The organism is Xenorhabdus hominickii (assembly GCF_002632725.1).
Lineage (GTDB): Bacteria > Pseudomonadota > Gammaproteobacteria > Enterobacterales > Enterobacteriaceae > Xenorhabdus > Xenorhabdus hominickii.
On record NZ_NJAI01000003.1, the window covers coordinates 318033 to 340932 of the forward strand.

The window sequence follows — 22900 nt, forward strand, 5'->3', positions numbered from 1 at the left end:
TTTGATCGAGCCACTGTCGATTTTCGATAACAATTTTCGAGGGCTATGTGATAACCATGTCTTCGATAACAATGAGGGAAATTTAATGAGTTTTTTTATTTCTGAAGCTGCGGCAGCTTCTGGTGCGCAAGCTCAGGGGAACCCATATTCTCTGATTATCATGCTGGTTGTTTTCGGTTTGATTTTCTATTTCATGATCCTGCGTCCACAACAAAAACGTACCAAAGAACATAAAAAATTGATGGATTCCATCTCCAAAGGGGATGAAGTGCTGACTTCTGGTGGTTTGGTTGGGCGTGTCTCTAAAGTGTCAGAAACAGGCTATGTTGTGATTGCCTTGAATGACACCACAGAAATAACTGTCAAACGTGACTTCGTTGCTGCCATTCTGCCGAAAGGTACAATGAAGGCTATTTAATTTTCCGATTTTCCCGAAGGGAACTGCCGTGTTGAACCGTTATCCTTTGTGGAAGTATCTGATGCTGATCGCTGCGATCCTCATCGGTTTGCTTTATGCACTTCCCAACCTTTATGGTGAGGATCCGGCTGTACAAATCACTGGCGCGCGAGGCATCGCCGCCAGTGAAAAAACGCTGGACCAAGTCCGTAATGTTTTAGAAAAAGACCAAATCAAGAGCAAGTCTATTGCACTGGAAAATGGGGCAATTCTTGCTCGTTTCAGTAATTCTGATGTTCAGCTCCGTGCCCGTGAAGCGCTGGTTTCTGCATTGGGTGAACAGTATGTTGTAGCGCTGAACCTTGCACCTGCGACACCTGGCTGGTTAAGCAAAGTCGGTGCTGAGCCGATGAAATTGGGGCTTGATCTGCGTGGTGGTGTTCACTTCTTGATGGAAGTGGATATGGAAACTGCCCTGAGCAAGTTACAAGAACAGAACATTGATAGCTTACGCATTGAGTTGCGTGATCAAAACATTCCTTATTCTACTATCCGCAAAATTGATAATTACGGCGTCGAAGTTCGTTTCCGTGATGGCGACACACGTTCTAAAGCTGACAGCTATCTTGAGCCTCGTCACCGTGATTTAGTGTTCTCCACGGGTGCAAACAACGTGCTGAAAGTTGTCATGAGTGATGAGCGCCTGCGTGAAGCCCGCTCTTATGCTGTGCAGCAAAACATCACTATTCTGCGTAATCGTGTTAACCAATTAGGGGTTGCTGAACCTCTGGTTCAACGTCAGGGTGCTGACCGTATTGTTGTTGAACTGCCAGGTATTCAGGATACCGCCCGCGCGAAAGAGATCCTCGGTGCAACCGCAACACTGGAATTCCGTTTGGTCAATTCCAATATTGACCAGAATGCGGCGCAGGCTGGCCGCATTCCGGCTGATTCAGAATTGCAGTATACCCGCGATGGTAACCCTGTTGTACTGTACAAGCGTGTTATCCTGACAGGTGATCACATCACTGACTCCACTTCGAGCACTGATGAGAATGGCTACCCACAGGTTAATATCTCTTTGGATAGTGCTGGTGGCACGGCAATGTCTAATTTCACCAAAGATAATTTGCAAAAACCAATGGCAACGCTGTTTGTAGAATACAAGGACAGCGGTAAGAAAGATGCTAACGGCCGAGCACTTTTGGTTAAGAAAGAAGAAGTCATCAACATTGCTACCATTCAGTCACGCTTGGGTAACAGTTTCCGCATTACGGGAATTGGTAACCCTGCTGAGGCTCGTCAGTTATCACTATTGCTACGTGCAGGTGCGTTGATTGCACCAATCCAGATTGTGGAAGAGCGTACCATCGGGCCAACTCTGGGCTTGCAGAATATTGAGCAAGGTCTTGAGGCATGTTTGTGGGGCTTGATTTCTTCCATCCTGTTCATGGTGATTTACTATCGCAAGTTTGGTTTTATCGCGAGTAGCGCACTGCTGGCTAACCTGGTTCTGATTGTGGGTATCATGTCCTTGTTGCCGGGAGCGACACTGACCATGCCGGGGATTGCAGGTATCGTCCTGACACTTGCTGTGGCCGTGGATGCGAACGTTTTGATAAACGAACGTATCAAAGAAGAGTTGCGTAACGGGCGCACTGTACAGCAGGCTATCCATGAAGGTTACAAAGGTGCGTTCTCCAGTATTATCGACGCAAACCTGACTACGCTGATTACCGCCGTGATCTTGTATGCTGTGGGAACAGGCTCTATCAAGGGCTTTGCTATCACAACCAGCATCGGTGTGGCGACTTCAATGTTCACCGCCATTGTGGGAACACGTGCAATCGTGAACCTGCTGTACGGTGGCAAGCGTATCAATAAGCTGTCAATTTAAGGAGCACGTTGTGGCACAGGATTACACTGTTGAACAATTAAACTATGGGCGTAAAGTCATCGACTTTATGCGCTGGGACAACGTTGCCTTTGGTATTTCGTTACTGTTATTGGTCGCTTCTATTGTCATGATAGGAGTTCGCGGGTTTAACTGGGGGCTTGATTTTACTGGTGGTACGGTAATCGAAATTAACCTGAGCAAACCTGCGGATCTTGATAAGATGCGAGAAGGCCTGACAAAAAATGGCTTTTCTGATGCACTCTTGCAAAACTTTGGCAGCAGCCGTGATGTTATGGTTCGTATGCCGCCAGTATCAGGCAATGCAGGGCAAGAACTGGGTAATAAAATTATCTCAGTCATCAATGCCGATATCGATAAAGAAGCAACCGTTAAGCGTGTTGAATTTGTCGGCCCGAGCGTAGGCAGTGAGCTTGCGCAGACCGGGGCGATGGCACTGTTGGTAGCACTGATCAGTATCCTGATTTATGTCGGATTCCGTTTTGAATGGCGTTTGGCATTGGGAGCGGTTATCGCACTAGCCCATGACGTGGTTATTACATTGGGTATACTGTCGTTATTCCATATTGAGATTGACCTGACAATTGTGGCATCTCTGATGTCTGTTATCGGTTACTCATTGAACGATAGTATCGTTGTGTCGGATCGTATTCGTGAGAACTTCCGCAAAATACGCCGTGGTACTTCGTATGAAATCACGAACGTCTCTCTGACCCAGACACTGAGCCGTACCATTATGACGTCAGCAACGACACTGTTGGTCGTGATGATGCTTTACATCTTTGGTGGCGAAATGCTGAAAGGCTTCTCATTGGCAATGTTAATCGGGGTTTCCATCGGTACAATATCTTCTATCTATGTGGCGTCAGCACTGGCGTTGAAATTGGGTATGAAGCGCGAACATATGATTCAGCAGAAAGTTGAGAAAGAAGGGGCAGATCAGCCTTCCATTCTTCCTTGATTGCTTAGCATACCTTACTAAAACACCCTGTTAGTACTCACTGACAGGGTGTTTTTATTATCACTTCAAGGTACACTGTTATCCCTTCGGTTAACTGTCAGGAAACGATATGCATTGCCCATTTTGCGCAGCCGTTGATACTAAAGTTATTGATTCCCGTTTGGTTGGGGATGGCTCACAAGTGCGCCGTCGCCGTCAGTGCTTAGAATGTCATGAGCGCTTCACTACGTTTGAGGTTGCAGAACTGGTGATGCCGCGAGTTATTAAAAGTGATGATATTCGTGAGCCTTTCGACGAAGAAAAATTGCGTCGCGGAATGCAGAAAGCTCTGGAAAAGCGTCCTGTCAGCTCTGATGATGTGGAAACAGAGATTAGCCACATTAAATCACAGGTACGGGCAACAGGAGAGCGTGAAATTCCGTCAAAGATGATCGGGAATTTCGTGATGGATGCACTGAAAAAGCTTGATAAGGTCGCTTATATTCGCTTTGCATCTGTTTACCGTAGCTTCGAAGATATCCGTGAATTCGGTGAAGAAATAGCCAAATTACAAGACTAAACACCATGACTCCCGATGAAAAAATGACCCTTAATGCACAAATGACCCCAGATGAAAAATATATGTCTCGTGCGCTGGCATTGGCGTATCTGGGACGATTTACGACATCACCGAATCCGAATGTAGGTTGCGTCATCGTTAAGGATGATTACATTGTGGGTGAAGGTTTTCATTTACGGGCTGGTGAACCTCATGCTGAAGTTCATGCTCTCCGTATGGCTGGCGACAAGGCAAAAGGGGCGACGGCCTATGTGACTCTTGAACCATGCAGCCATCACGGCAAAACCCCTCCTTGCGCTGATACTTTGATTGAAGCGGGAGTCAGTCGCGTAGTGGCGGCAATGCAAGATCCGAATCCACAGGTTGCCGGACGGGGATTGTATAAGTTGCAGCAGGCAGGTATTGCTGTTGAGCATGGTGTGATGATGGAACAAGCAGAAGCGGTGAACAAAGGGTTCTTCAAGCGGATGCGTACCGGTTTTCCTTATCTGCAACTCAAAATGGGAACATCACTGGATGGGCGTACCGCATTAGCCTCAGGGGAAAGTAAATGGATTACCTCACCTGAAGCCCGTCAAGACGTGCAAAAATTGCGGGCACAATGCAGCGCAATTCTGAGTACCAGCGCAACCGTATTGGCTGATGACCCTTCCTTGACTGTCCGCTGGAATGAGTTAGGCGCGGAAGTTCAGGCAATTTATCCTCAAGAAAATTTACGTCAACCAATCAGGATTATTGTTGATAGTCAAAATCGTGTGACACCACAGCATCAAGTTGTGCAGCAAACGGGGCAATGTTGGTTAGCACGTACTTCCATTGATGAACAGATGTGGCCCGATAATGCAGATCAAATCTTATTGCCTGCACGTCCCTTACCAGATTTAGCATATAAGGCTGGAAATAACCTTGAACAGAGTACAGGGATTGATCTGGTATTGTTGATGATGCTACTCGGTAAACGTCAAGTGAACTCGGTGTGGGCAGAATGTGGGCCAGCATTGGCCGGAGCATTGTTATCGCTAGGATTAGTGGATGAACTGATTCTTTATATGGCACCGAAAATATTGGGCAATAGTGCTCGTGGATTGTTTGATATCCCGGAATTGCAGAAATTATCAGATGCGCCTGAATTCACACTGTTTGATGTGAAGCAAGTTGGCCCTGATTTGCGCTTACGCCTGCGTCCAGTTTATTAAAGCAATCAACTTGGTCGCGCTGATTATGAAATAAAAATCGGGTACTCGGAACGTCTTGATTTAAGTTTGAACATAAATCAAGACGCAGAGAAAAAGAATGTGATAAGATCCGCGCCCCTGCGGATATGAATAAGGTATAAGGACGGCTATGAACGTAATCAAAGGTGTTGTTGCAGCTCCTGAAGCCCGCATCGCCATTGCGATTGCCCGCTTTAACAACTTCATAAATGACAGCCTACTGGAAGGGGCCTTGGATGCGCTGGAGCGTATCGGTCAAGTTTCTTCAGACAATATCACCGTAGTATGGGTTCCGGGTGCTTATGAATTGCCACTGGCGGTCAAAGCACTGGCTGAGTCCCAAAAATATGACGCGGCTATTGCTCTGGGAACTGTTATCCGTGGTGGTACAGCCCATTTCGAATATGTTGCTGGCGAGTGTAGCTCTGGTTTATCTAATGTGGCGATGACCAGCAATATTCCTGTTACATTTGGTGTTCTGACAACCGAAAATATTGAGCAGGCAATTGAACGCGCTGGCACTAAAGCGGGCAATAAGGGCGCGGAAGCTGCCTTGACCGCATTGGAAATGATCAATGTAATTAAAGCCATTAAAGGCTGAGTTTTCTAGTTTTAATTAAGGGGAATTTTGTGAAACCTGCTGCTCGTCGTCGTGCTCGTGAGTGTGCTGTCCAGGCAATTTATTCATGGCAATTATCCAAAAATAGTATTGCTGATGTTGAATTGCAGTTTCTGTCAGAGCAGGACGTAACCGGTGTTGATGTCACCTATTTCCGTGAGTTGCTATCCGGGGTAGCGGTCAATGCTACAAAATTGGATACTTTGATGGCACCTTATCTTTCTCGTCAACTTGAAGAGTTAGGTCAGGTGGAAAAAGCCATCTTGCGCGTTGCGATGTTTGAACTAAGCTTTCGTGATGATGTTCCCTACAAAGTGGCTATTAACGAAGGTATCGAACTGGCAAAAACGTTTGGTGCTGAAGATAGCCATAAATTCGTGAATGGGGTATTGGATAAAGCTGGCCCGGCAGCACGTAAGAAAAAGTGATTGCTTGTCAGGAGTTCCCCATTATAACTCGATGATTTTATACATAAGGCCGGTATTCCGGCCTTATGTGCTCATCGTTAGTCAATTTTTGGAATTCTATTATGGCATGTGGTGAATTTGACCTCATTGCACGTTATTTCAATCGCCATGTCATTCGCCGACGTGATGTAAGTCTAGGGATTGGTGATGATTGTGCGCTGATGACCGTTGCAGATAAGCAAGAACTCGCGGTAACAACGGATACGTTAGTTTCTGGTGTTCATTTCCTTCCTGATATCTCACCAGAGGATTTGGCCTATAAAGCTCTGGCTGTCAATATCAGTGATCTGGCTGCTGTTGGAGCAGATCCAACTTGGGCATCTCTTGCTTTAACGTTACCGACCGTCAATGAGGATTGGTTAAAACGATTCAGTGATAGTTTGTTTGAACAACTAAACTATTACGGTATGCAGTTGATCGGTGGGGATACCACAAAAGGCCCCATGAGTTTGACTCTCACTGTACATGGTTTGGTTCCGGCAGGTAGGGCGTTACGCCGTGCGGGTGCGAAGAACGGAGACTGGATTTATGTGACCGGGACGTTGGGTGACAGTGCTGCAGGACTTGCTCTGTTGCAAGAGCACCTGACAGTGGAAGATACCGCGATCCATAACTGGTTGGTTAGACGCCATCTTCGCCCGCAACCACGGGTTTTACAGGGGCAGGCACTGCGTGATCTGGCCTCTTCGGCAATTGATCTGTCTGATGGCTTGATTTCTGATCTCAATCACATCCTGACAGCCAGCCAATGTGGCGCACGTATTAATCTGGATGCGTTACCGTATTCGGAAGCACTACAACAATATGTTGCTCCAGGGCAAGCATTGAAATGGGCGTTGAGTGGTGGGGAAGATTATGAATTGTGCTTCACCGTGCCAGAGCTTAACCGTGGTGCATTAAATATGGCATTAGCTCATACAGGCGCAAGTTTCTGTTGCGTTGGGCAAATCAGGCCAGAATCAGAAGGTATCCGCTACTTTAACAACAACGAAGAAATTGAGCTGGATCTGAAAGGCTTTGACCATTTTAAAACTGATAAAAAGCCGGTAATACCTTGTTCGGTAGCACAGCAGACAGAAAATGACCAAACGGAGGGAACGCATGGATGATGCGAAACGCCGCCTAAAAATGAGTAATCCGTGGCATTTATTGGCGACGGGTTTCGGCAGTGGTTTATCGCCGATTATGCCGGGCACAATGGGTTCAGTGGTGGCGATCCCTTTTTGGTTACTGTTGGTGCAGTTGCCTACCTGGGGAATTTGGTTAGCTATCTTGTTGGGTACAGTCATTGGTTGCGTGATTTGCCAAAAAGCAGCCGATACCATGCAGGTGGACGATCCCGGTTGTGTCGTTTGGGATGAATTCATTGGTATGTGGATCACATTAATGGCAATCCCAGTGCTCAACTGGCAATGGGTGTTGGTTGGCTTTGTGGTATTCCGCATTTTCGATATGTGGAAACCGTGGCCGATCCGCTGGTTTGACCGCTATGTAAAAGGCGGGGTCGGTATCATGCTGGATGACATTATCGCGGCGATATTTTCGGTTGTGGTGATCTGGCTATTGAATTTCTACCAACTATTGCCTTTCTGAGTATTCTGCCTTTCTGAATCTTCGCTTTTATCGTTGTGATAATTAATAAATTAGCCACTGGAACTAGTGGCTAATTTATTTTTATCGACGGCTTATTTGTGCTCAGTGCGTTGCCCCGCCTATAACAGTGATATCTGATTTATTGCTCCATGCTGTTTCAACAGTGATTTTTAATGCCTTCGTCATTAACTCCAGAGCTATGCTTGGTTGATGGGAAAATTTTGCGGATTGTTCTGGTAAATAAGGAACGTGAATAAATCCACCACGTATGGAAGGATAATTCTGAGTTAAATGATGCAATAAGCCATACATAACATGATTACATACAAAGGTTCCGGCGGTTTGGGAAACCGAAGCGGGAATACCTGCTGTATTTAACGCTTTCACGATTGCCTTGATGGGCAGAGTAGAAAAATAAGCGGCAGGGCCACCCGCAATAACGGGGGTATCAATTGGCGATTGCCTGCATTATCAGGAATTCTTGCATCATTGATATTAATTGCGACGCGCTCTACGCTGATAGCCGTTCTGCCTCCCGCCAGCCCGACAGCAATCACCAGTTCAGGCTGGTACTTATTGATAGCGGTATAAAGCTGCTGCAAGGATATATCGAAAACACAGGAAAGTTGGCAAATTTCAACTTTCTTATCAGCGAATTGGTATCCCTGCAATGGCCTGCTGGCTTCCCATGATGGATTAATTGCTTCCCCACCGAAAGGCTCAAATGCTGTGATTACCGAGACGTTCAGAACTTTCTTGCCGTTGTTCTGGTGTACGTTGATGATAGTTTCCTAAACGAACCCCGCCAAACCCTGCCAGAAGTGCCATAACAACCACCAATATTCCAACACTGACATGAGCGATTTTCTGGGCATGAGTTTCATCAGTGACCCAAATCGCCACCAGATCGCCACTCCATTTCCCTACTAAAAAGATGAAACCATACAGTGCCCAAAATAGCCCTGTAGTTAAACGACGGGGATTCGCTTTGTCACGCCATGACATGACCGCGACAGCGAGCAAAAGAAGCCCTGCCAACACATAGAGATAAAACCGATCATGATGACGGCGATCCCGATCAGAGGCCAAAAATTGATGGTTTGCTGCATATTTTACTTCCCCATAGATAAGTTTATCGTTGTTATGTTGTTGGCTCACATGGTGACTTTTGTTAAATCATTTTTTGTATTGTTGAACAAAATAAATAGTGAGTGATTAACTAATAGGCAAATAAAATTCACATGGAATTATAAAAATGGAATGCAGATCACTTTTTAAGGGATATATAGTGAACGGATTCAACCAATCGCTTAAAAGTAAATTAATAAATAAAGTTGGAAAATAGAGATGATTGTCTGATGAATAAATAGGGGTATTTTTGATAAATAGTAATTTAAAATTTTATTTTTAGTGTAATTAAAATATATTTTTAATTGGTTTATTATTTTTAAGTTTTTTCTATTGGACATCCATTAATGTAAAATTATTTATATATTATTAATTTATGTCAATTGCTAATTAAATAATACCAATTCATAATGTATTTATTAAAAGACGATTTATTTTGTTTTTATAGTGTTATTTTATGGTGTTATGAATAATAATAAAAAATATTTTTATCTAAATTTTTTGAATTTATAAAAATAAATTAACGTTCGGTAGTTCTTTGTTTTATGTATTTATAATTGGGTGTTTTTATCATCTGTAAATACGGTTTTTTTCTATTACATATTTTAATTTTGTTTGAGAAAGAAATGAGAGTTAGCACAGCGTGTAGCTTTTCTTTAAGGGGAAAGGAGTAAGTAGTGAATCAGTTTGAATATTATTATCAGTGGAAAATTGATGACTTGATGAAACTGGAGGAAGCGGTTAGTGAGGAGAGTTCACATCTCAATGATACTCTCAGCGGGCGGGATCCCGATGTAGAAAGGCTTAATGAAGAAATATATTTAGAAATAGTCAACGATGTTAAAGAAGAATACGGGATAAATTTTATTTAAATCCTAAATTTCCAAGTTATCTTAAGGTGTATGAATATATTTATGATTCAACAAGTATATTTTTATCCCAATATTTTTATATTCGCTATATGGATAATATATTTTATGAAAAATCCACAGTGTGGCGAAATTTATTATTAGATGAGGTGTTTCCCCTTTTTTATTATTGATAACTCTATTTATTTATATTTGTTTTTTTTTACATAAACCTACATCTTTTTTTATTGACAGAGAAAAGAATATTTTTATACGTGGGAAAAAGGAAAAATGTATGCTGCACGTTATACTCAATTAGACGCTGTTCATGTTTCTGATATTTTGTTTTTAAGAACTTATGGGTTTGGTGAAAACAACAACTTGGTTATTCATGTTTTCGAACCTAGTATCCTTGATATTCTTATTTCAAGAATAGGTAAAGATTATTTGTTGGCCTTTATGGCTAAATATCTCATTCAAGGAAAAGAGTTAGCCAGTTCGGTCGATTTTCAACGCCCTGTGCTCCCTTTTTGAAAGACAACTTAGGAGTATTAGACAAAAAGACAGTTACACATATCGCATATTTCTAATATTGGCCATAACCATATACTCGTATTTTGAGCTGCCTTGAACAACGAAACTGCGGGAAATAACCGTCTTGCCATATGACGTTTGAGCAGCAGATCCAACAAACTTAGTCAGATGAGTCCTGTAGCCCGCTCTTTTTTTCTCGTGGCAAAAACCTGCCAGTTTTGGCAGAGATTTCTCCTGTCCGTTACGTGCTGAACGATAAGAGGATTGAGTGATTTGCTTCCCATGATTTTTATTCCCTCCATAAGTGTTTTCTCTTCCCCCTTTCTCCATTGATATAACTGTTCGTCAAATTATTTTGAGCGGATATAAATTTGATGATGTGAAATCAATAATTTTATCGTCTGTTTTCCTATCTTGTAATTACCATCCTAAAAATAACAATATTAAATAATAACCAATGGTTATTTATATCTTTAATAATATTCCCATGATTTCCATAGTACATAAAAATGATTATTTTTCTATTTTGTTAGATATTTTATGATTGTTGTATTACTTAAAATGATATTTATTTGATTTTGATATGAAAGTATATTTTTGCGAATAAGTTGTTTGCTAGCAAACTCGATTTTTTAATAAAAAAAGCTATCGCTGGTTAAATTTTATTTATTTTATTCTGTATTTATTGCACTGGGCGGAATAATAAATCTGTTAGTGTGTTAGATGTTATTTATTAATGATTTATGATTAATTTCCAGTTTGTATTATTTATAAGATCATTGTTTTAAAAAGAAACCACTAGGATAACCTTCACTTATATTCACCGTTATATCAAGGATGAAGACTAATAAAAAAGAGACAGCAAGGGTTTATATTTAATCAAACAATAGCCTGAATATGTTTCCAAAGCAGGATGCCTGCCTAATTAAAAATTCTTATAACGACGATAACTCACAATATCTACCTAGCAGCCAATTTAGGTATGAGGATGCTGAGGTATTGCTTTTCTAATTTATCGCCAGGACTGATTCAAAAAGTAATTACCTGATCTCTGGTCAGGTAAACAAGTTTTTATTTAATAATAAATTCGAAAGGAGTATCCGTATGGATAGCATTCTGGCCTCTCCATTTACACGCCTATTTTGGAATGAATGGATTCTTGAACCTGACTCAGTTAAATACCATATGGTCATAGACCAAACGATTCAGGGCGATTTAGATGAAAGTAAATTGAGATCGGCTATACAGGGATTGATGAATCAATATCCATTATTTCAGTATCAGCTTGATGAAGAAAGTAGTGAATTATATTGGAAATCTGGTTCGAATAGCCTTAATCCCCTACAACTTTTTGACTGTGAAAAAAAACTGCCTCAGTTTGTTTCACAACCATTTGATTTAAGGCAAGGGCCACTTATCCGGTTTGGATTGTTCCGACAGTCAGAGCGACAATTTCAATTGGTCATTGTATTGCACCATATTGTAGTGGATGGAGGGAGTACCGAAGAGCTCTATCACGCTATATCGGATTTGTATAATCAGCGCCCCCTGCGTCATACCCCGCTGACACTAGAGCAAGTTGCGGAAAAGTTTGCACAATATCGTCAGCAGATCAAAATATTGGAAGAACATCAGCCGGAACAGTTCTGGAAAACATGTCTGGCTGATGTGGCAGCAACTAATCCGTTGCCTTATTTATCAGAACTGGCGAAAGATGAACAGGAACTGATCGGAGAGGTTCGTTTCAATCTGCCATTAAGTGATTGGCAGCACCTTAAACGTTCTCTGCGGCACTGTACGCCATTTCTGGTGTTCAAAACGTTGTGGGCGGCACTGATTGCTCAATATATACCTGATGGAAAGGTTCACGTCAGTTATCCTGTTGCCGTGGCAGGGGGAGAGTCTCTTTCATTGGGTGCCCAAATCAACACCGCTGTTTTTCCCTTACAATTGGATGATACAGCCAGCTTTGCTTCGCTTTACCAGCATGCGTTAAATTATACCTCATCATTGAAGACACCATCCGGTCTGCGTTGCTCATATTGGCCACTTTTTAAGGTGTTACCCGTTACCCCTATCCGTAAGTTAAATGTCGTTGTAAATCAAGCTCATTTCAAGGATTTCTGTCTGGAACTGGAGGGTTGTGAAGTTAATTACAATCACCGTTTCAACAACGACTTGGCTGATTCGGAATGGGCGCTGGAATATCAGCAGCAAGGTGATCAATGGGCTTTCCGTATCCGCTACCCACGCAGCCGTTTCCACCCTGAACAAATTACTGCTTTGGCTAAGCAGTTCCAGCAATTACTGGTTAATGCCCTGACAAATCCAGAAAAACCAATCCGACAATTTTCGTTCCTGACGCCGGATCAGCGTATGGCCTTACTGAAATATGGTCATCAGGGAGAGCAGGCCGATGTCCCGGAAACAACGATTCATGAAAAGTTTCAACAGCAGGCTTGCTTGCATCCACAACAAATCGCGTTGATTGATAACCAGCAGCAATTCAGTTATGCGGAATTGGAACAACGTAGTAACCAACTGGCTCAGTTGATACGGGAACGCTATCTGCAAACAACAGGACAATCATTAGCCCCTGATACATTATTGCCGATTTTTATGAATCGTGGGGTTGATATGGTGGTTGCCATGCTGGCCGTGATGAAAGCGGGAGCGGCCTATCTGCCTCTTGATCCGCAAGTCCCAACGCAACGGCTGGCCTATATTCTGACCGATAGTCAATCCCGGCTGGCAATTACGGATATGGCGCATCAGCCTATATTGCGTGATTACGGGCAAAACCTGGCTTTGCTGACATTGGGCAGCCATGGGGATGATTATTGTGATCAGCCAGCCAGCGCGCCGATAGCTGCCTCAAAGCCGAATTCATTGGCCTACTCCATCTATACTTCTGGCACGACAGGCCGTCCGAAAGGGACTCTGCTGGAACATCGTGGGGTATTACTCATGTTGGATGGTCTATATGCCAAGGTGATTAAGGGCATTGAACAACCTCAACGCTGGCTACAGTTTGCTTCGCTGGCATTTGATGCCCATGTGTTCGAAACCTTCATGGCATTGTGTTTTGGTCATACATTGGTGGTTGCTTCAGAAGAAGAGCGCCATGATCCTGACTTGTTGATAAAATTAATTGAAACTTATCAAGTTGAAATAGCCACTTTCCCTCCCACTCTGTTGAAAACAAAACCGGTGTTACCTGCCCGATTGCAAAATATTCTGGTGGGAGGGGAATCAACACCTCAAGCCATTCTGGATCACTACGCCATGCAGGGGCGGCGGATATTTAACGCCTATGGCCCCACGGAAGCCAGCGTATGTGTCACTACGCACCATTATCAGTGGGATGGTGCCCATAATATTGGTCGTCCGTTTCCCGGCATTCAGGCTTATATATTGGATGAGCAGTTGCAGTTAGTCCCGATGGGCATGAGCGGTGAGCTTTATCTCTCTGGCGCCGTGCTGGCCAGAGGATATTTGGGGCAGCCGGAATTAACAGCCAAGGCATTCATTGCCAACCCGTTTGCTCAACATTCCGATGATCAGCGGCTCTACCGCACGGGTGATCAGGCGCGCTGGTTGCCGAATGGGGAGCTGGAATATCTGGGACGCAAGGATTTTCAGGTAAAAATTCATGGGCATCGCATTGAACTGGCTGAAATTGAGCAGGTATTTATTGCGGCATCTGGGCTGAGTCAATGCACAGCGCAGGTACGCGGTAAGGATCGCTCGCACATTGTGCTCTACTATGTGTCAGATATTACCTTAAATGAAGATAGCATACGCCGTACTTTGCAGCTTTCCCTGCCGGATTATATGATGCCATCTGCATTCGTACAACTGGCATCCTTGCCGATGACGATTAGTGGCAAGTTGGATGCTGTGGCGTTACCAGAACCCGATTTTAAACAGAGCCGTTATGTTTATCGTGCCGCAGAAACGGAGTTAGAGCATCGGCTGCAAAATCTCTGGCAAGGGATTCTGGGTTTGGACGAAATAGGGATTGATGACGATTTTTTCCATCTGGGGGGAGATTCCATTTCCGCTATCCGTTTGGTTTCAGAAATGCGTCGCCAGCAGTTGCCATGCAGCACCAAACTGTTATATCAATGTCGCACGATTGCCGAACTGGCAGTACAGTTGGCGGCTACCCCTGATTGCCAGATGAAGCATTCCGAGCAGGGAGTTCTACAGGGTGATTTTCCTCTTCATCCTATTCAGCATTGGTTTTTCGAACAGGCGTTTGCTGAACCGGATCACTGGAATCAGGCTTTCTTGATTCGGGTGCCACCTTTGCAACCGCAGAAGCTGGAAGCAGCGATTCAAGCGTTGATGGAACGGCACGATATGCTGCGAGCCAGATTTATTCCTGCTGAATGTCAGCTTTATCTGGGTATCAAGCAGGTCGTACCAACGGCGCTGGAGATTTGCCATTATGACCAGTTGACCGATGAAGCATTCAATGACCGTCTGGATAGCTGGCAAAGTGATTTTAATATTGCGGCTGGCCCATTGTGGCGTTTTGCCTATATTGATGGCTATGCGGATGGTTCAGCGCGCATTTACTGTGCCTTGCATCATCTGATTGTTGATGCCGTGTCATGGCGCATAGTACTTGATGATTTAAAACAGCTTTATCATGGCGACAATCTTGGTGCCAAAACTGCCAGTTATCGGCAATGGCAGACAGCCCTGACGGAACAGCTCTCCAGCTTCGAATCTCAGCGTGAATTCTGGCTGCAGCAGTGTGTTTTACAATCTGATTATCGGCCATTATTGGAGGCCAGCCACACTCGTCAATTTCTGCAACAAACTTTACAGCCTGCCGCCAGTATTCGTTTACTGGATGTGACCAAGGGTGCAGCAAGCTTTGCTCCCAATGAGGTATTGCTGACTGCACTTTTACATGCACTGGGCAATCTCAGTGGAATATCGAACCATACGCTGCTTCTGGAAGGTCATGGCCGCCATTTGCCATCGATACAGTTGGATGTTGGCCGTACGGTTGGTTGGTTTACGTCTCTCTATCCCCTGCATTTTTCTGCTGAGGGTGAAGAGGCGATTTCATTGCAGCAAGTTCATGCCACTCTTGCAGGTATACCGGATTCAGGCATTTCATACGGTGCATTGCGCAGTTTGGGGGGGGAGGAACCTGCTCTGTCAGCGCCTTATCCTGCCGTAGTGTTCAATTATCTGGGGCAGCTACAGGCGCCTGAAAGTGATTGGCAGATTAGTGCAGAATCGGCCGGACAGACCATTAATCCACACAATGTTGATTCCGGTTTGCTTACCCTCAATATCTGGCTTATCGGCCAAGAGCTGCACTATCGCTGGGATGGCTTACTCAGCCAATCGCAGCTTGCTCAGTTGGATCACAGCTTCCAAATAGCATTGATATCGCTTATCGACACTATGGCATCATCAGCCAATACGACTCAGCAGGAAATGGATGGTGGGATTAATGCCGCATTGCTGTCCCGATTACCGGCAGGATTGGAGCCAGTCGTTGTTTATCCCGCTAACAGTCTGCAACAAGGATTTATCCACCATTATCTGAGTTACCCAGATAACTCGACCTACCACTTTCAGTTTGTCTTGGATTACGAACAACCGATCGATCTGAATAATTATTACAGTGCTTGGGAATACGCCCAGCAACGATATCCGGTGTTGCGTACAGGCTTTGACTGGCAGGAACAGCCGCTGCAAATTGTGTCCAAACATGCTGAATTATTATGGCAATACCATGATCTCAGTACCCATTCTGCACAGGAGCAGGAACTGACTGAGCTTTGCCAACAACAATACAACGACTCTTTCGAACTGAATAAACCGGAGCTTATGCGGGTTTGTCTCGTTAAATTGGCAGCAGACCGATACAGCCTGATCCACACCAGTCATCACATTATCATTGATGGTTGGAGCAGCCAGATATTACTGGAATATGTCCATCGCACTTACCAGCAGTTACAGGCGGGACAAATGCCAGATACCCGCATCGATATTTCTTATCTGGCGACCCAGCGTTATTACGCCAGTCAGGTTGCAGAGTGCCGCCATCACTGGCAAAAGTTGGGGACTCAGCATTGGGAGAGTACGGATATTTCCCTGTTGTTGGCTCGTGATGCACGGAATTCCTCCGGTAATGAAACGCCTGATATTCAGGCGGTAGCATGTCAGGCATTGCCTCATGCAGTGGCTTTGTCATTACAGGAAACCGCCCGCAACCATGGCTTGACACTCAATGTCATGCTTCAATTCGTCTGGCACAAGTTATTACATCTGTTTAGCCAACAATCACAAACCATCGTTGGTATCACCTTGTCTGGCCGTAATCATCCAGTATCAGGCATAGAGCGTAGTGTCGGGTTGTTTATCAATACATTGCCACTGGTGATGGATTGGGAGCCGCAATCAACCTGTCTGCAACAGCTTCGTACTCTTCATCAACGTATGATTGATTTGGATACTTACAGTTATCAGCCACTGGCCGAATTACAATCTGCGGGTGAAAAACTGTTTCAAACTATCTTTGTCTATGAAAATTATCCAACGACAGAATTGGATACCATGCGAGCCAATCTGCGGGCTGCCAGTGGCAATACTACTGACTACCCCTTGAATCTGATTGCTGAGGGCGATGTAGAACAAGGTTTGACACTATCTCTGTCCTATAACCAGAATAGCCTTGATGCCAAACGTGCCAACGCCATTTTGCAAATGTTGGGCGTATTGCTGGCTCGTCTTCCTTCCCATCTTCATTATCCTCATCAGCGGTTATTGGCGCTGAGTGATGACAAACGTCGGCAACTGTTGGAAGAGTGGGCTTTTGCGGCTTCAGAAACATGGGAACCGATGACGCTGCATGGTTTACTGGAAAGGCAGGCGCGATTAACACCGCAAAATTCGGCGTTAATGGACGATTACCGGACATTAAGCTATCAAGAACTGGATGATCTCTCATCACGTCAGGCAGTTCGGCTGCGGGCTACCTATCGCCGGCTTTTCCAGCGTGAATTAGCTTCCGGTGAATTGATTGGCCTGTGTTGTGAACGTGGTATTGACATGATCGTAGCCTTGCTGACGATCCTTAAAGCTGGGGCGGCTTATGTGCCGATGGACACAAATGTTCCTGCAGAGAGATTGGATTACATCCTACAGGACAGCCAAATCCAGTTGGTACTGACTGAGCCAGATTTGGCACCTCTGTTTGAGCGCCCCGGTCTACAACAGCTATACCTGAGAAAATTGGCGGATACAGAGGCCACAGGCGATATACAATCGTTACTGCCACAGGTGGAACCAAGGCAATTGGCTTATGTTATTTACACATCAGGCACGACAGGTAAGCCGAAAGGTACGCTGGTGGAACACCGGGGTTCTGCTGTCATGGCGCGTAGTCTGTTTACCAGAATGGAAATGACGCAGCCAGGCATTCGCTTCCTGCAATTTGCTTCTATTGTGTTTGATGCCCATCTGATGGAGATTTTCCCGGCATTTGTGGGTGGACATTCGCTGGTGGTAGCATCTGACGTACAGCGTTATGACTTGCAGGAATTGCAAACGTTATTGCAGAAGTGGCAGATTGGTTATGCGATGTTGCCGCCTGTGCTGCTCAAACTCAAACCGACGTTGCCGGATAGCCTGCAATGGCTGGCGGTGGGTGGTGAAGCCTCCTCTCAGGATGTGTTGGATCACTACGCGGCTCAGGGGCGTAATGTCTTTAACTGCTATGGCCCGACTGAAACGAGTGTCTGCTGCACCGTTAACCCTTATCACTATAATGGCGCGTGTAACATCGGCAAGCCGTTGGCGCAATGTGGGGCTTATGTGCTGGATAGTAATCTGCAACCATTGCCGGTTGGTGCGCCCGGTGAGTTGTTCCTATCCGGTGTGGGATTGGCTCGCGGTTATTTGAATCAACCAGAATTGAGCCGTGAAAAATTCGTTGTTAATCCATTCCAACAGCATTCAGATCATTCACGCTTATACCACACGGGCGACATTGTGCGCTGGCTGGATGATGGATCGTTGGAATATCTCGGTCGTAATGACAGTCAGGTGAAGATTCGAGGGTATCGGATCGAGCTTGGAGAAATCGAGAGTGTGCTCGCCGATATCCCCGGTGTTGATCAGGCTGTGGCTATCATTCATGGTCAGGAATCCCCAAAAATAGTCTGTTACTATACGTTGAACGACAGTATGTCAAACGGCAGTATATCGACCAGTGATGATCTTTCGTCCGAGATCCGGCAGACATTGGCACAGGTGTTGCCTAACTATATGCAACCCAGTGCATTGATTCCATTAGCCCGCATTCCGATGACTATTAATGGCAAACTGGATCGCCGCCTGTTCCCGGCACCTACGTTTACGGATGCACAGCAGAAATACATCTCTGCTGAAACACCGCTGCAACAACAGTGTTGTGATATCTGGGCGGAACTGCTGCAATGCGAACGTATTGGTATAGACGATAACTTTTTCCGACTGGGCGGCAATTCCATTATGGCTATCCAGTTGAGTAATCGCCTGAGTCAGTCATTGCAGTGTGAAATCCCATTGGTGGCGTTGAATCGGCATCCTACTGTCCGATCCCTGAGTACCTTCCTATCCGATAATTGCACACACCTTGAAGTGATCCCGAAAACAGGGTTGCAACGTGGAGTTCTGTCTTTTTCACAAATGCGACTCTGGTTTATCGAAACGCTGATGCAGGAAAACAATGTTTACCACATTCCCCTGTTATTCAGCTTACAGACAGATATTCAGATGGACAGCTTTGTTCATAGTTTGCAAGCTGTGGTGCAACGCCATCAGATATTACGTTGTACCTTTGAGCAAGATGATAATGGAGAATCTTTCCTGCAAGCCCATGATGAGGCACTGGTGGTCGCCCATGCTGAAGTGCAGACGGATGAGTGGCATGATTTCTTGCAGCAGGAGATTTTACGTATCTTTGATTTACGCTACGAATACCCCATCCGGGCGACGCTGTTACAACGAATAGAATCAGATGGACATGTGTCTCATTTCTGTCTGCTCAACATTCATCACATCAGTTTTGACGGCTGGTCGTTGAATGTGTTTTTAAGGGAGTTGGCAGAGTTTTATGGTGCTGAATTGGACAACCGCCCACCCGCACTACCGCCGTTATCTATCCAATATATGGATTACGCAGCTTGGCACCAACAGATGCTGTCTAGCGATAAATTGGAACAGCTAAAACAATTCTGGCTAAAACAGTTGCAAAATTGCCCTCAATTGGAACTTCCCTGCGACTATCCGCGCCCTGATATTTTTGACCATCGTGGCGGCACGACTTTCTTCTCCCTTACACCTCAGTTAAGCCAGCAACTGCGGCAATTGGCGCGCCAATTGGATGTGACCTTACATGCGGTCTTGTTGACGGGTATGAATTTCCTGTTGGTCAGGTATTGCAGCAAGCACGATATTGTCGTTGGTAGCCCGATAGCCAACCGCTCACACCCGCAGTTGGAGCCACTGATTGGCATGTTCGTTAATATGTTGGTACTGCGTAACCAGGTATCACCAGAATGGAGTGTAGCTGAACAAATTCGTCAGGTCTTTGCCAACACCATTAGCAGCCAGCAGCATCAAGATATGCCTTTCGAAAAATTGGTCGAATTCCTGAAGTTAAAACGTGATTTATCACGCCATCCGCTATTTCAGATCTCTTTCGCGCTGGAACAGAAAGCGACTGATGCTAATGCACCTTTCATCATGCAAAATCTGGCGGAGTTATATGATGTCGCCAAGTTTGACCTCAGCTTCGGGTTTGAAGAGGGTAATGATGCGCTGGCTGGCAACATTAACTACGCTAAGGCTTTGTTTGCGCCAGAAACCATCAATGACATGGTCCAGCACTTCCAGAATATATTGATGCAGATGGTGGCTCATCCAGAACAATTGGTGCAAGACATCAGTCTGTATTCATCGGAAGAGAGAATGGCTCTGTTGCAGCCGCCAATGGAAACACAGGATGCTTCTCTCTACAGTTACCCATTGTATCAGGGGATCCTCGATTGGACTCGGCAGCAGCCAAATGACATTGCCTTAATTGATACTATCGGCCAATGCAGCTATGCTGAAATACTTCAGGCTGCACAGACACTGGCCGCGCAAATCCATCAACATCCGCGTAATCAATCTGAACTTATCGCCATTCAGGTCAGTAAAGGCAGGGCGCAGATCATTGCTGTTCTGGCTGTCTTGCTGGCAGGGAGAGCTTACGTACCGATGGATATTTCATGGCCGCAGAAACGTTGCCAACAGATCATTGATCAGACAGGTACGCAGTTGCTGATCAGTAGTAAAGCATGGACAGCCGAAACTTGTGAAATTATCCAGCTCGATCCTTATGGTTGCGCCATTCATTTGACTGAGCCTAAACCGATGTCATTGCCTGTGCCGATCCCCTGTGACAGTCTGGCCTATGTCATTTTCACCTCTGGCTCCACGGGAACACCGAAAGGCGTTGCTGTTCGCCATGACACGGCTAACAACACATTGATAGACATCAACCGTAAATTGAATGTTGTGCGGGGAGATACTTTGCTGGCTCTTAATGCCTTGTGCTTTGATTTGTCAGTTTATGACATATTCGGCGTTTTAGGTGTAGGCGGAAATCTGGTGATCCCAAGCGAAGAACAGCGATACCAGCCAGCAACCTTACTCAGATTAATTCGTGAGCATGGCGTCACGATCTGGAATGCGGCACCTGCGTTGTTTGAATTGCTATTGCAGGAAGTGGAAATATTGGCAGAACGGCCTAACGTGGCGATGGATCGTGTTCTGTTATCCGGCGACTGGGTACCGGTTAATCATATACAGCGCTGCCGTGACTGGCTCCCCGGTTGCCGCATTTTCAGTGGCGGCGGGGTCACTGAGGCTTCGGTGTGGTCGATTTTATTCGAAGTACCACAAGGCGCCAGTTATAACCAGAGTATCCCTTATGGCAAGGCATTGGCGAATCAATTCTTCCTTCTCTTGGATAAAGATCTGGAACCTGTACCGGCTCAGGCCATCGGTGAGATGTATATCGGCGGGATAGGTGTGGCTATTGGCTACTATCAGGACCCGGCACGTACAGAAGAACGTTTCCTATATCATCCTATCAGTGGTGAACGTCTGTATCGGACAGGCGATTTAGGGCGCTGGTTACCGGATGGCAACATTGAGTTTCTGGGACGAATAGACAGTCAGGTCAAAATCAATGGTCATCGGATAGAATTGGGGGAAATTGAAAATACGCTGATGGCAATGAAGGACATTCGCCAGTGTGCTTTGGTTAAAATCAGTGGCTTATCTGATAGTCTGGCCGCCTATTACGTCAGTGACGAACTTCTGGATGAAAACGATTTACGCCAGCATCTCGCACAAGTGTTGCCGTCGTATATGGTTCCTGCTGTACTGGTGCATATGCCAGAACTGCCGTTGAATTCCAGCGGCAAGATAGACCGTAAGCAATTGTCGGCGCTAAATTATATCGCGCCAAAACAGCATCAGTATCAACCGCCACAGACTGAACAGGAGCAGCAACTCTGTCAGTTATGGCAGCAGAAACTGGAGCTGGATCACGTTGGCGTAAACGATGACTTTTTTGAATGTGGTGGAACGTCCATTTTGGCTATTCCGGTCTGCCAGCAGATGTCGACCTTGCTGGGGCAGGCAGTCACCGTGATGGAATTGTTCAAGCGGCGCAGCATCCGCGGCATTCTTGAAAGCCTTGAATATCAACTGATCCAGCCATTGAATAACGGTTCAGCTAAAGAAACGTTATGGATGATCCATCCGGCTATGGCGGGATGTGAAGTTTATCTGGACATCGCCAGAACGCTGGATGGCAAACTGACGTGTCTGGGTGTGGATAATTACAACCTGTACCATCGGCCATTAATCACTTCACTGCGTGACATAGCCAGTTTCTATCTGGAGCAAATGGAACGGTATCAGTCATTGACACAAGGCCCTGTACGTATTTTGGGGTGGTCAATGGGTGGGTTAATTGCTCTGGAGATTGCATCACAACTGGAAGCCAGAGGGATACGTGATATCCATCTCTACCTGCTGGACAGCTTCTATCAAGTCAGTCTGGGGGCTTTACATCCAAGCTGGCGGCAGATGCTATTACAGGAGCTGGGGCTGGAAGGGGATGCAGCGGTACGAGCGCTGGAGGCAGGCCCTGCGGACGATGCGATTTGCCAGAATGAGCTCTCGCAACCTCTGCAACATAGCCCGGTCACTCTATTTAAAGCGACTCAGTTGCCGGAGTTCCACGCTCAATTAAACAAGCAGGGAAAAATACCGATAGCACTGCACGCTGATGATAACCAGATAGGGCAGGCTTGCCAGCATCTGTCTGTCATACCACTGCCTTGTGACCACCACAATATTATCGAACTGAAATCACAGATTATTGAAGGTGTGTTGGAGTTGGTGGATTGATCTGACTTGTTGTGAAAAAACGGCGCGATTTTTATGTCTAATATATTGATTGCGCCGAATGATGATGAGAACAGGCCCAGTTTATTTTTCCATATGAAAGGTTAAAACCACCGACTTTAGTCGGTCAGCTTTAGCTGCGATACTATATTGCACGAGAGGTGCAATATGGATTACAGATA

The 22900-nt window shown here is 45.3% G+C and carries 13 protein-coding genes and 2 pseudogenes; 12 read left to right on the plus strand and 3 right to left on the minus strand.

Annotation, left to right across the window (positions count from 1 at the left end; genetic code table 11):
* Positions 1 to 85: 85 nt before the first annotated feature.
* From yajC to pgpA, 9 genes are all read left to right on the plus strand, one after another.
* Positions 86 to 418, plus strand: a complete 333-nt coding sequence (gene yajC, locus Xhom_RS44225; protein WP_069316864.1) for a preprotein translocase subunit YajC — start codon at positions 86 to 88, stop codon at positions 416 to 418.
* 28 nt (positions 419 to 446) lie between these two features.
* Positions 447 to 2294 carry a protein translocase subunit SecD gene (gene secD, locus Xhom_RS44220; RefSeq protein WP_071933875.1) on the plus strand — a complete coding sequence of 616 codons (1848 nt, stop codon included), beginning with the start codon at positions 447 to 449 and terminating at the stop codon, positions 2292 to 2294.
* Between the two features lie 10 nt (positions 2295 to 2304).
* Complete coding sequence (gene secF / locus Xhom_RS44215) at positions 2305 to 3273, plus strand: protein translocase subunit SecF (protein ID WP_069316863.1); 969 nt, start codon at positions 2305 to 2307, stop codon at positions 3271 to 3273.
* Positions 3274 to 3382: 109 nt separating this feature from the next.
* On the plus strand, positions 3383 to 3832 hold the full coding sequence (gene nrdR / locus Xhom_RS44210; protein ID WP_069316862.1) for a transcriptional regulator NrdR: 450 nt from the start codon (positions 3383 to 3385) through the stop codon (positions 3830 to 3832).
* Between the two features lie 41 nt (positions 3833 to 3873).
* Positions 3874 to 5028: a bifunctional diaminohydroxyphosphoribosylaminopyrimidine deaminase/5-amino-6-(5-phosphoribosylamino)uracil reductase RibD gene (gene ribD, locus Xhom_RS44205; RefSeq protein ID WP_069318482.1), complete on the plus strand. Its 1155-nt coding sequence runs from the start codon at positions 3874 to 3876 to the stop codon at positions 5026 to 5028.
* Between the two features lie 148 nt (positions 5029 to 5176).
* Complete coding sequence (ribH, locus tag Xhom_RS44200; RefSeq protein ID WP_069316861.1) at positions 5177 to 5647, plus strand: 6,7-dimethyl-8-ribityllumazine synthase; 471 nt, start codon at positions 5177 to 5179, stop codon at positions 5645 to 5647.
* Positions 5648 to 5676: 29 nt separating this feature from the next.
* Positions 5677 to 6093, plus strand: coding sequence for a transcription antitermination factor NusB (gene nusB / locus Xhom_RS44195; protein ID WP_069316860.1), 417 nt, complete (start codon positions 5677 to 5679; stop codon positions 6091 to 6093).
* Positions 6094 to 6194: 101 nt separating this feature from the next.
* A complete protein-coding gene (gene thiL, locus Xhom_RS44190; protein ID WP_069316859.1) occupies positions 6195 to 7241 on the plus strand; it encodes a thiamine-phosphate kinase in 1047 nt (348 codons plus the stop codon).
* Complete coding sequence (gene pgpA, locus Xhom_RS44185; protein WP_069316858.1) at positions 7234 to 7725, plus strand: phosphatidylglycerophosphatase A; 492 nt, start codon at positions 7234 to 7236, stop codon at positions 7723 to 7725. Before thiL ends, pgpA begins: the two co-directional genes overlap by 8 nt.
* Positions 7726 to 7827: 102 nt before the next feature.
* Here the strand turns inward: pgpA and pcp are convergent.
* Positions 7828 to 8474, minus strand: a pseudogene (gene pcp / locus Xhom_RS44180) (pyroglutamyl-peptidase I).
* Positions 8458 to 8730: pseudogene (locus Xhom_RS44175) on the minus strand (5-oxoproline transporter, DUF979 family subunit); the annotation flags it as partial. The pseudogenes pcp and Xhom_RS44175, both read right to left, overlap by 17 nt.
* Before the next feature lie 800 nt (positions 8731 to 9530).
* On the opposite strand from Xhom_RS44175, the gene Xhom_RS44170 reads away from it, so the two are divergent.
* Complete coding sequence (locus tag Xhom_RS44170) at positions 9531 to 9725, plus strand: hypothetical protein (protein WP_069316856.1); 195 nt, start codon at positions 9531 to 9533, stop codon at positions 9723 to 9725.
* A gap of 267 nt (positions 9726 to 9992) precedes the next feature.
* Positions 9993 to 10235, plus strand: coding sequence for a hypothetical protein (locus Xhom_RS44165; RefSeq protein WP_069316855.1), 243 nt, complete (start codon positions 9993 to 9995; stop codon positions 10233 to 10235).
* 33 nt (positions 10236 to 10268) lie between these two features.
* Here the strand turns inward: Xhom_RS44165 and Xhom_RS44160 are convergent, their stop codons facing one another.
* Positions 10269 to 10565 carry a hypothetical protein gene (locus Xhom_RS44160; protein WP_069316854.1) on the minus strand — a complete coding sequence of 99 codons (297 nt, stop codon included), beginning with the start codon at positions 10563 to 10565 and terminating at the stop codon, positions 10269 to 10271.
* Between the two features lie 774 nt (positions 10566 to 11339).
* On the opposite strand from Xhom_RS44160, the gene Xhom_RS44155 reads away from it, so the two are divergent.
* Complete coding sequence (locus Xhom_RS44155; RefSeq protein WP_069316853.1) at positions 11340 to 22721, plus strand: non-ribosomal peptide synthetase; 11382 nt, start codon at positions 11340 to 11342, stop codon at positions 22719 to 22721.
* Positions 22722 to 22900 lie beyond the last annotated feature (179 nt).

Excerpts from the sequence above, each read along its gene's own strand:
- thiL (WP_069316859.1), top strand. The coding sequence starts at position 6,195 with ATGGCATGTGGTGAATTTGACCTCATTGCACGTTATTTCAATCGCCAT.
- ribD (WP_069318482.1), top strand. The coding sequence starts at position 3,874 with ATGACCCCAGATGAAAAATATATGTCTCGTGCGCTGGCATTGGCGTAT.
- nrdR (WP_069316862.1), top strand. The coding sequence starts at position 3,383 with ATGCATTGCCCATTTTGCGCAGCCGTTGATACTAAAGTTATTGATTCC.
- Xhom_RS44160 (WP_069316854.1), bottom strand. The coding sequence starts at position 10,565 with ATGGAGAAAGGGGGAAGAGAAAACACTTATGGAGGGAATAAAAATCAT.
- ribH (WP_069316861.1), top strand. The coding sequence starts at position 5,177 with ATGAACGTAATCAAAGGTGTTGTTGCAGCTCCTGAAGCCCGCATCGCC.
- pgpA (WP_069316858.1), top strand. The coding sequence starts at position 7,234 with ATGGATGATGCGAAACGCCGCCTAAAAATGAGTAATCCGTGGCATTTA.
- Xhom_RS44165 (WP_069316855.1), top strand. The coding sequence starts at position 9,993 with ATGTATGCTGCACGTTATACTCAATTAGACGCTGTTCATGTTTCTGAT.
- Xhom_RS44155 (WP_069316853.1), top strand. The coding sequence starts at position 11,340 with ATGGATAGCATTCTGGCCTCTCCATTTACACGCCTATTTTGGAATGAA.
- yajC (WP_069316864.1), top strand. The coding sequence starts at position 86 with ATGAGTTTTTTTATTTCTGAAGCTGCGGCAGCTTCTGGTGCGCAAGCT.